We start from the raw sequence: 9,642 nt of genomic DNA on the forward strand, positions 1-9,642 counted from the left end.
GACCGCCGCCGAGGCGGGCGGCGCGCCGCGCCAGAGGCGGTCGGCGAGGACGTCGCTGGGCACGGGCCGGTCGCGCTCGGCCGCCAGCAGGGCGAGGAGCTCGGCGTGCCGGCGGGCGCCGAGCGGCACGGGCGAGCCGTCGCGCGCCTCGACCGCGAGCTCGCCGAGCACCCGGATGCGCACCCGGCGCAGCGTAGGCAGCCGGTGAGCCGCAGACCAGCACCCGCACCAGCACCCGCACCAGTGGCGCACTAGCGCCGCACCAGCGGGCCCGGCCAGCCTCGTCCTCATGACCAGCCCGGCCCCCTTCACCGCCCGCGCCTCGGCCGCGGACCGGTTCGCGGTGCTCGCGGACGCCGCCCGCACCGGCGGGGCGCTCGCGGTGACCGTCGCGACCGTCAGCGGCCGGCTGCGGCGCCAGGTGCACCACCGGCGCGACGTGGCGCTCGTGGTGCTCGAGGGGGCCTGCACGGTGGCCGCGGGCGACCTGGTGGTCGAGGCCCTGCCCGGGCAGCTGGTGTTCCTGCCCCGCGGCAGCGCGTGCCAGGTCGACGTCCGCTCCTCGACCGCCCGGCTGCTGACCGTGCTGGCACCGGGAGGCGCGGAGGACCTGCTGGCGGCGCTGCACGCCGGCCCAGCGCCGCCCCCGGACGTCGTGGTCCGCCTCGCCGCGGACTGCGGCGCCCAGCTGCTCGTCGACCCCGTCCCACGCGCCGTCCCGCCCGCCGTCCCGCCCGCCGACCCGCCCGCCGACCCACCCACCCATGGAGGAGCCCCATGAGCACCCGCGCCACTGCACCGTCCCTGCGCAGCACCGGTGCGCAGGTCCCCGTGCCCGAGCCCCGGACCGCGCCCGCCGAGGGCCTGAGCGACCACCGGCCCGGCCGCCGGGCGCAGGCGTGGAGCGTCGTCGCCGGGGGCGTGCTGTTCGCCGTCGGGAACCTCCTGCACCCGCTGGAGCACTCCGAGGCCGCCGAGCAGGCCGCCACGTGGGCCCCGGCGCACGTGGTCTTCGCCGTCGGCGGGCTGCTGGTGGCCGCGGGTGCCGGGGCGCTCGCCGCACGGGTGCGCGGCTCGCGCGCCGCCCTGGCGGGTGTGGGGCTGACCTGGCTGGCGATGGTGCTCATGGCGCCGTCGGCCTTCCTGGAGGTCTTCGTCTCCCCGCACGTCGACCACGAGGTGATGCACGAGGTCGAGGCGGCCGCGGCGGGCGTGGGCGCGCTCACGGCGCTGTCGCTGTTCGTCGGGCCGCTGCTGCTGACCGTGGCGGGGGCGCGCCGCCGGGTGCTGCCCCGCTGGCTGCCGGTGGCGGTCGTGGTCGCGGTGCTGCTGCTCGCGGTGGGTCCCGCCGTCCTCGTGCCGGAGGGGCTCGCGATCGTCCCCGGCACCGCGCTGCTCGGCCTCGCCCTGGCCGTCGCCGGGTGGAGCGCCCGGGGGCCGCGGGAGGGCTGAGCCCGCAGCACGGCTCCGGGCCGGTGGGTGCCGTCGGGCACCCACCGGCCCGTCGGCGCGCGCGCTAGCGTCGAGCGGTGGCCAGTGACGACATCAGCTCGAGCGTGCGCAAGTGGGTCAAGCCCGAGGACCTCAACGCCCACGGCACCCTGTTCGGCGGGACGCTGCTGCGCTGGATCGACGAGGAGGCGGCGATCTACGCCGTCCTGCAGCTGGGCAGCGCCCGGGTGGTCACCAAGTACCTGTCCGAGATCGAGTTCGTGAGCTCCGCGCGGCAGGGCGACCTGCTCGAGCTGCGGATGGGCCCGGTGGCGTTCGGCCGCACGTCGCTGGCGCTGCGCGTCGAGGTCGTCAACATGGTCACCCGCCGCAGCATCCTCACCCTCGACCGCATCGTCTTCGTCACCGTCGACGAGCAGGGTCGGCCCGCGCCGCACGGGTACACCGAGCTGACCGCGCTGCGCGACCGCATCCCGCACCAGCACGTCGACCCGGCGTGAGCGGCGACGGCGCGCGGCTGCTGCTGCGCCGGGCCCGGCTGGGGACGGCGGTGCGCGACGTCCTGCTCGCGGGCGGCCGGGTGGTGGCGATCGCCGACGACCTGCGCGCCGGCGCTCCGGGCCTGGAGCCCAGCGCGCTGGCGGGCGCCGAGGTGGTCGACCTCGACGGCGCCGCGCTCCTGCCGGGGCTCCGCGACGAGCACGTCCACGCGGAGCAGTGGGCGGCCGCGCGGCGGCGGATCGACGTCTCCGCGGCGACCTCGCCCGAGCACGCCGCGGCGCTCGTCGCCGCTGCCGTGGCCACCGCCGGGGCCTCCGCGCCCGCGGCGGCCGGTGCGCTGGTCATGGCGCACGGCTTCCGCGACGCCCTGTGGTCCTCGCCGCCCACCGCTGACGTGCTCGACGCCGCCGCGCCCGGCCGGGCCGTGGTCGTCGCCAGCGCCGACCTGCACACCGCCTGGTGCAGCACCGCGGCCGTGCGGCTCCTCGGGCTCAGCGCACCCGACGGCGTCGTGCGCGAGCAGGAGGCGATGGACGTCTTCGCCCGCGCCGAGCAGGTGCCGGTCGCCGTCCGGGACGAGTGGGTGCTGGACGCCGCCCGCGCCGCGGCCGCCCGGGGGGTCACCGCGCTCGTGGACTTCGAGCTCGCCGACGCCGGCGCCGCCTGGGCCCGCCGGGCGGCGTCGCGGACCCCGGCCGTGCGCGTGCGCGCGGCGGTGTGGCCCGACCGGCTCGAGGCGGCGCTGGCGCAGGGGCTGCGCAGCGGCCAGGTGCTGCCCGGCGTCGAGGATCTCGCCGACCCCGCCGCGGCCGAGCGGCTGCGCGTCGGCCCGCTGAAGGTCTTCGTCGACGGGTCGCTCGGCACCCGCACCGCCTACTGCGCCACCGCCTACCCGGGCGCGAGCGGCGCGCACGCCCACGGGGTCCTGCGCACCCCGGTGGACGAGCTGGAGCGGCTGCTGCGCCGCGCCACCGCCTCCGGCCTCGACGTGGCCGTCCACGCCATCGGGGACGACGCCGTGACCACCGCCCTGGACGGCTTCGCCGCCGCCGGCTGCACCGGGCGGATCGAGCACGCCCAGCAGGTCCACGACGCCGACCTGCCGCGCTTCGCCGCGCTGGGGGTCGTGGCCGGCGTGCAGCCGCGGCACGCGCTCGACGACCGCGACGCCGCCGACCGGCACTGGGCCGGTGCGACCGACCGCGCCTTCCCCTACGGCGCGCTGCACCGCGCCGGGGCCCGGCTCGTCCTCGGCTCCGACGCCCCGGTCGCGCCGCTCGACCCGTGGGACGCGATCGCCAGCGCCGTCCGCCGCAGCGCCGACGACCGCGAGCCGTGGCACCCCGAGCAGCACCTCGACCTCGCCGACGCGCTCGCGGCCTCCAGCGGGGGTCGCCGGGGCGTGCGCGTCGGCGACGTCGCCGACCTCGTGGTGGTGCCCGAGCCGCCGGCGCAGGTGCTGGCCCGCGACGGCGCCGACGGCCTGCGGCGCACGCCGGTGCTGGGCACCCTCGTCGCCGGCGCCTGGACGCACGAGGAACTCCGTTGATCACCGGTGGGCCGCGCCGTAGCGTGCCCGGCGTGCACCAGCAGATGCGGACCGACCTCACCGCCGCGATGCGCGCCCGCGACGCGGTGGCCGTCGCCGCGCTGCGCTCCGCGCTGGCCGCCATCGGCAACGCCGAGGCGGTCGAGCCGTTCGCGCAGTCTCCCGCGCCGGCGGGCGGCGAGCACGTGGCGGGCGCGCGCCTCGGGCTGGGGGCGGGCGAGGCCGAGCGGCGCGTCCTGACCCCCGACGACGTGGTCGCCGTCGTGCGCGCGGAGGTCCAGGAGCGCCGCTCCGCTGCGGACGAGGTCGAGCCGCTGGGCCACGCCGGCGCGGCCGAGCGCCTGCGCGCCGAGGCAGCGGTGCTGGCTCGCTACCTGCCGGAGGGCGCGGACGCGCCGGGGTAGGGGCGCCGGCGGCTCAGCCCTGGGGGTGGGCGCGCAGGGCCAGGATCGCGATGTCGTCCTCCACCTCGGCCGGCAGCCGGCCGAGCAGGGCGTCGCAGAGGTCCTCCAGCGGCAGCCCGGCCAGCTCGCGGACGGCGTCCGCGAGCCAGGCCAGCCCGTCGTCCAGCGGCGTCCCGCGACGCTCGACGAGCCCGTCGGTGTAGAGCAGGACCGTCGTCCCCGGCTCCAGGACCACCTCGTGGTCGGCGCGCCCCGCGGCCGGGTCCAGGCCCAGGAGCAGGTCCGGGTCGGTCTCCAGCAGCTCCGCGGTCCCGTCGGGGCGCAGCAGCACCGGCGGCAGGTGCCCGGCGCTCGACCACTGCAGCACGCGCACGCCCTCGCGGCGCTCCTGCTCGTCCTGGTGGACCTGCGCCAGGACGACGGTCGCCAGCGCGCCGACGTGGAGGTCGCGCACGGCGCTGTCCAGGTCCGACAGGACCGCCGAGGGCGGCTCGCCGGTGGCGTAGCCGATGCCGCGCAGGAGGTTGCGCATCTGCGCCATCGCCGCCGCGGCGTCCCGGTCGTGGCCGGAGACGTCACCGACGACCAGGGACGTCACGCCCTCGCGGCTGACGAAGGCGTCGTACCAGTCACCGCCGACCTGGGCGTCCTGAGCGGCGGGGGAGTAGCGCACGGCGATCTGGAGGCGGTCGGGCTGCGGGGGCTCGGTGAGCAGCGAGCGCTGCAGCGTCTCCGACATCCGCGCGACGGCGGACGCCGCGCGGCGCTCCGCGCGCAGGGCCAGCAGGCGGTCGAGGGCCTGGGCGCACTGGGCCGCGAAGGTCTCCAGGACGTCGACCTCCTCGCGCCCCAGAGGGTGCTCGTCGACCCAGGACACGGCCAGGGTGCCGAGCACCTTCCCGCGCGCGCTCAGCGGCAGGAAGGCCCAGGCGTCGCGCCGGGTGTCGGCGTAGACCCCGGCCATCGCGGGGGAGAAGGCCAGACCGGACGCGCGCGTGGGCAGCAGCAGCCGCTGGCCGGTCCGCGCCGTCCACGTGGCCGGCAGGGGGCTGTCGAAGGGCAGGCTCCCGTAGGCCAGCTGGACGTGCTCGCCCAGCGCCGCGCTGACCGTCACGCGCCAGCCGCCGGCGTCGTCGGGCGAGACGATGGCCCCGCCGTCGGCCCCGAGCAGGCCCAGGCCCTGCGCGACGACGATGCGCTCGAGGTCCTCGACCGTCTCGGCCGTCGTCAGCTGCAGCGCCACCTCGCCCAGGCGCGCCAGGCGGCGGGCCGCGACGTCCTTGGCGTCCTGCGCGGCGCGCAGCTGCTGGAGCCGCTGGTAGAGGTCGGCCTCGACCACCTGCACCCGCTCCTGCCACGCGCGGCCGCGCTCGGCCTCCGCGCGGCGCCCCTCCTGCTCGCGCACGTAGTCGGTGACGTCCTCGACCCGCTGCAGGACGAGCAGGGTCGACCCGTCGTCGTCGAGCAGCGGAGCGCTGATGAGCGACCAGTAGCGCTCGACGACCTCGCCGCTGCCCTGGTCGAGCACCCCGTACCGGAAGAGGGGCATGACGTCGGGCTGCCCCGTGTCGCGCGCCCGCTCGAAGGAGGTCTGCAGCGGGTTCTCCCCCTGCTCGTCCAGGGCGTCGGGCGTCGGGGGGAACGCCTCGAACACCGGGCGGCCGACCAGGTCCTCGCGCGTGCGACCGAGCAGCTGCAGGTAGGCCTCGTTGGCCTCCACGACGACGAGGTCGCGGTCCATCACGAGGTAGGCGGTGGGCAGCCCCAGGAAGAGGCCCCGGTAGTCCACCCGCTCAGGACGGTCGTGGGGCGGTGCCGGTGCCACGGGGCCCTCCACGACGTCTGCCTCCCGCTGCGGGGCCCCGACGGCGCCTCCGCTGGGGTGACCAGCATGCCAGGCCGAGGGTCACCGGCTGTGGTCGCCCAGCTCCGGCAGACCGCACCGGGACGGGCGGCGGGGACTGCCCCCACGGCCGCCGCTGCGGCAGGATGCACGCCTGGCCGGCGAGGGTGCCGGCCCGTCGACAGGAGACGTCGTGGCCGTCCAGGAGCGTCTGAGCCTCCGCAACCTGTACCTGTACCTGGTCTGCCTCATCACGCTGGTGATCGCCATCTTCGCCACCGTCAGCCTCGTGCGCGGCGTCGTCGAGCTGGTCTACCCCGACCCCGGCTACTACGGGTTCGACTCGCCGGGCACGGACTCCGGTCTGACCGAGGAGGAGCTGGCGCGCCAGGAGGCGCGCGCGGTCGACTCCCAGCAGCGCCAGGCGGTCCTGCAGCTCGTCGGGTCGGGCACGACGCTGCTCATCGCCGCGCCGCTGTACGTCTACCACTGGCGGCGCGTGCAGTCCGAGCTGCCGCCGCGGACCCCGCACGCCTCGGCGGAGCCGGGTCAGCGGTGAGACCCGGCCGGATCGCCGACCGACCGCCGGACCTGGTGGACTGCACCCGTGACCACGCCCGCGCGCCCGGCCCCGCGGCGGTTCCCCTCCCGGGTCTACGGCACCGGCAGCGAGCCCGACGCCCGCTTCTCGCTGGCCGACGAGCGCACGTTCCTCGCGTGGGTGCGCACCTCGCTCGCGCTGCTGGCGGTCGGCGTCGCGCTCGAGGCCCTGGACCTGCCGGTGCACCCCGGCCTGCGGCTGGCGGCCGCGCTCGTCCTCCTCGTCCTCGGCGTCCTGGCCCCCGTCCAGGCGTGGCGCGGGTGGACCGGCGTCGAGCGGGCGCTGCGCGAGGGGCGGCCGCTGCCCGCGCCGGTGATGGCCGCGCCGCTCGCGGCGGGCGCGGTGGTGGCGGGGATGCTCCTCGTCGTCGGGCTGCTGCTGGCGTGAGCGCCACCCCGTTCGACCCGGGCCTCCAGCCGGAGCGGACCGCCCTGGCGTGGCGGCGCACGAGCCTCTCGCTCGTCGCGGGCTCCCTGGCCGGCGCCCGCCTGCTCGCCCCGGCGCTCGGCGCGCTGGCCGTCGTGCTCGGCGCCTGCGGCGTGCTGGCCGGGCTCGTCCTCGTGCTGGCCAGCGCGCGCCGGGGCAGGGCCGTGGACGCCGCCCTGCGCGCCGACGCGTCCCTGCGCACCGGCCCGGGCGCGGGCGTCCTGGCGGCCACGGCCGCCGGCTGCCTCCTGCTCGGCGCCACGGCGCTGGCGGCCGTGCTCACCGGCTCGGTGTGAGCGCTCACCAGGCTCCTCGGCGCCGAGGGCCCGACCTGAGGAGTCGACGATGACGCTGCGCACCACGCCCCTCCACCACGGCTGGACCGTGGCGCTGGCCGACCCGGCGCGCGCGCACGGCCTCCCGCCGCTGCCGCCGGAGCCGGTGCCGGCGACCGTCCCCGGCGCCGTGCACACCGACCTCCTGGCCGCGGGGCTGGTGCCCGACCCCTACCTCGACCGCAACGAGCTCGTGGTCGACTGGGTCGGGCACCAGGACTGGGCCTACCGCACGACGTTCGCGGCCCCGGACGGCGGCGCCGAGCGCGTCGACCTCGTCTGCGAGGGCCTCGACACCGTCGCGACCGTGCGGGTCAACGGCGTCGAGGTGGCGCGCACCGCCAACATGCACCGCACCTACCGGTGGCCCGTGCAGGGCCTGCTGGTCGACGGCGAGAACGCCCTCGAGGTGGTCTTCACCTCGGCGTGGACCGCCGGGGAGGCCGAGCGGGAGCGGCTGGGAGCGCGGCCCAGCAACTACCCGGGGCCCTACGCGCACCTGCGCAAGATGGCGTGCAGCTTCGGCTGGGACTGGGGCCCGACCACCGCCACGAGCGGCATCTGGCGGCCGATCGCCCTCGACGCCTGGTCCACCGCGCACCTGGCCCGGGTCCGCCCGCTCGTCGACGTCCGGGGGAGCACCGGCACGGTGCGGTTCGCGGTCGACGTGGAGCGCAGCGACCTCGGCCCGGAGCGCAGCGACCTCGGCCCGGAGCGCTCCGGCTCCGGCCGGGACGCCGAGCTGGTGCTCACCGCGCAGGTGGCAGGGGTGGTCGCCACCGCGCGCGTGCCGGCCGGCCAGGGCAGCGCCGAGGTGGTCGTCGTCGTGCCCGACCCGCGGCGCTGGTGGCCGCACGACCTCGGCCAGCAGCCGCTCTACGACGCCGAGGTCGTCCTCGCCGACGGGGACGGCGCGGTGCTCGACACGTGGCGCCGGCGCGTCGGCTTCCGCACCGTGCGCCTGGACACCACGCCGGACGAGCACGGCACCCCGTTCCGGATCGTCGTCAACGACGTCGCCGTCCCGGTGCGCGGGGCCAACTGGATCCCCGACGACGCCTTCCCGCACCGGGTGGACGCCGCCCGGGTGCGCGAGCGGGTGGCCCAGGCCACCGGCGCCAACCTCAACCTCCTGCGGGTGTGGGGCGGCGGGGTCTTCGAGTCCGACGACTTCTACGACGCCTGCGACGAGGCCGGCGTGCTCGTCTGGCAGGACTTCCTCTTCGCCTGCGCGGCCTACCCGGAGGAGGAGCCGCTGCGCAGCGAGGTGGAGGCCGAGGCGCGCGACAACGTGGCGCGCCTCGTGCCGCACCCGAGCCTGGTGCTGTGGAACGGCAACAACGAGAACACGTGGGGGTTCTTCGACTGGGGCTGGGCCGAGCCGCTGGCCGGGCGCACCTGGGGCGCGGGCTACTACCTCGACCTGCTGCCTCGGGTGGTGGCCGAGGTCGACCCCACGCGCCCGTACTGGGCGGGCAGCCCCTCCTCGGGCTCGATGGACCTCCACCCCAACGACCCCGCCCACGGCTGCACCCACCTGTGGGACGTGTGGAACGAGGTCGACTACACGGTCTACCGCGAGCACCGGCCGCGCTTCGTCTCGGAGTTCGGCTGGCAGGGCCCGCCGGCCTGGTCGACGCTGCGCCGCGCCGTGCGCGACGAGCCGATGGCCCCCGACTCGCCCGGCGTCCTGCACCACCAGAAGGCCAACGACGGCAACGGCAAGCTCGAGCGGGGCCTGGCGCCGCACTTCCCGACCCCGGTGTCGGTGGAGGACTGGCACTGGGCGACCCAGCTCAACCAGGCGCGGGCGATGGCCTTCGGCATCGAGCACCTCCGCTCGCTGCGCCCGCTGTGCACCGGGACGATCGTGTGGCAGCTGAACGACTGCTGGCCCGTCACGTCGTGGGCCGCGGTCGACGGCGACGGCCAGCGCAAGCCGCTGTGGTTCGCCCTGCGCGCCGCGAACGCCACCCGGCTGCTGACCGTGCAGCCCCGCGACGGCGGGCTGTCGCTGGTCGGCGTCAACGACGGCGGCGAGACGTGGCGCGAGCCGGTGGCCGTGCGTCGGCTCTCCTTCGACGGCGAGCAGCTGGCCGCCTGGTCCTCGCGCCTGGTCACCGACCGGTTCGGCGCGGCCACCCTCGCGCTGCCCGCCGCGGTGGCCACCCCGGGCGACCCGGCGCGCGAGCTGCTCGTGGCGAGCACCCCCACCGGGGTGCGGGCCCTGGCCTTCTTCGCCGAGGACAGGGACCTCTCCTACGCCGCGCCGCGGTGGGACGTCGCGGTCGAGCGCGCCGGCGAGGACGCCGTCCGGGTGGCCGTCACCGCCGGCGTCCTCCTGCGCGACCTGTCGCTCTTCCCCGACCGGCTCACCCCGGCCGCGCAGGTCGACACCTCGCTGGTGACGCTGCTGCCGGGGGAGCGGCACGTCTTCACGGTCACCGGCGCGGCGGGCCTGGACGACGACGCGCTCGCCGCCCTGGCCGCCCACCCGGTGCTGCGCTGCGCCAACGACCTCGTGGCCGGGG

Annotated in this window: 10 protein-coding genes and 1 pseudogene; 9 read left to right on the forward strand and 2 right to left on the reverse strand. The window is 77.6% G+C overall.

The window, feature by feature from the left end:
• Positions 1–183, reverse strand: a pseudogene (locus AC5FZL_RS12860) (hypothetical protein); the annotation flags it as partial.
• Positions 184–289: 106 nt separating this feature from the next.
• Here AC5FZL_RS12860 and AC5FZL_RS12865 point away from each other — a divergent pair.
• From AC5FZL_RS12865 to AC5FZL_RS12885, 5 genes are all read left to right on the forward strand, one after another.
• A complete protein-coding gene (locus tag AC5FZL_RS12865; RefSeq protein ID WP_493619212.1) occupies positions 290–781 on the forward strand; it encodes a cupin domain-containing protein in 492 nt (163 codons plus the stop codon).
• Positions 778–1,452: a hypothetical protein gene (locus tag AC5FZL_RS12870; protein WP_493619214.1), complete on the forward strand. Its 675-nt coding sequence runs from the start codon at positions 778–780 to the stop codon at positions 1,450–1,452. Before AC5FZL_RS12865 ends, AC5FZL_RS12870 begins: the two co-directional genes overlap by 4 nt.
• Before the next feature lie 77 nt (positions 1,453–1,529).
• Complete coding sequence (locus AC5FZL_RS12875; protein ID WP_493619216.1) at positions 1,530–1,952, forward strand: acyl-CoA thioesterase; 423 nt, start codon at positions 1,530–1,532, stop codon at positions 1,950–1,952.
• Positions 1,949–3,502, forward strand: coding sequence for an amidohydrolase (locus AC5FZL_RS12880; protein WP_493619218.1), 1,554 nt, complete (start codon positions 1,949–1,951; stop codon positions 3,500–3,502). The genes AC5FZL_RS12875 and AC5FZL_RS12880 overlap by 4 nt, the downstream gene beginning before the upstream one ends.
• 44 nt (positions 3,503–3,546) lie before the next feature.
• Positions 3,547–3,906 (forward strand): GatB/YqeY domain-containing protein, encoded by a 360-nt coding sequence (locus tag AC5FZL_RS12885; RefSeq protein ID WP_493619230.1) that lies wholly within the window; start codon positions 3,547–3,549, stop codon positions 3,904–3,906.
• Positions 3,907–3,919: 13 nt separating this feature from the next.
• On the opposite strand, the gene AC5FZL_RS12890 is transcribed toward AC5FZL_RS12885, so the two are convergent.
• Positions 3,920–5,731 (reverse strand): SpoIIE family protein phosphatase, encoded by a 1,812-nt coding sequence (locus tag AC5FZL_RS12890; protein WP_493619220.1) that lies wholly within the window; start codon positions 5,729–5,731, stop codon positions 3,920–3,922.
• 211 nt (positions 5,732–5,942) lie between these two features.
• On the opposite strand from AC5FZL_RS12890, the gene AC5FZL_RS12895 reads away from it, so the two are divergent.
• The 4 genes from AC5FZL_RS12895 to AC5FZL_RS12910 form a co-directional block, all read left to right on the forward strand.
• Positions 5,943–6,308: a hypothetical protein gene (locus tag AC5FZL_RS12895; RefSeq protein WP_493619222.1), complete on the forward strand. Its 366-nt coding sequence runs from the start codon at positions 5,943–5,945 to the stop codon at positions 6,306–6,308.
• 48 nt (positions 6,309–6,356) lie between these two features.
• A complete protein-coding gene (locus AC5FZL_RS12900; protein WP_493619224.1) occupies positions 6,357–6,737 on the forward strand; it encodes a YidH family protein in 381 nt (126 codons plus the stop codon).
• Positions 6,734–7,072 (forward strand): DUF202 domain-containing protein, encoded by a 339-nt coding sequence (locus AC5FZL_RS12905; RefSeq protein ID WP_493619226.1) that lies wholly within the window; start codon positions 6,734–6,736, stop codon positions 7,070–7,072. The genes AC5FZL_RS12900 and AC5FZL_RS12905 overlap by 4 nt, the downstream gene beginning before the upstream one ends.
• Positions 7,073–7,121: 49 nt before the next feature.
• Positions 7,122–9,642: glycoside hydrolase family 2 protein (locus tag AC5FZL_RS12910; RefSeq protein ID WP_493619228.1), on the forward strand; the 2,521-nt coding region annotated here is incomplete at its 3' end.

The organism is Quadrisphaera sp. DVD1 (genome assembly GCF_058932755.1).

Excerpts from the sequence above, each read along its gene's own strand:
- AC5FZL_RS12870 (WP_493619214.1), top strand. The coding sequence starts at position 778 with ATGAGCACCCGCGCCACTGCACCGTCCCTGCGCAGCACCGGTGCGCAG.
- AC5FZL_RS12885 (WP_493619230.1), top strand. The coding sequence starts at position 3,547 with ATGCGGACCGACCTCACCGCCGCGATGCGCGCCCGCGACGCGGTGGCC.
- AC5FZL_RS12865 (WP_493619212.1), top strand. The coding sequence starts at position 290 with ATGACCAGCCCGGCCCCCTTCACCGCCCGCGCCTCGGCCGCGGACCGG.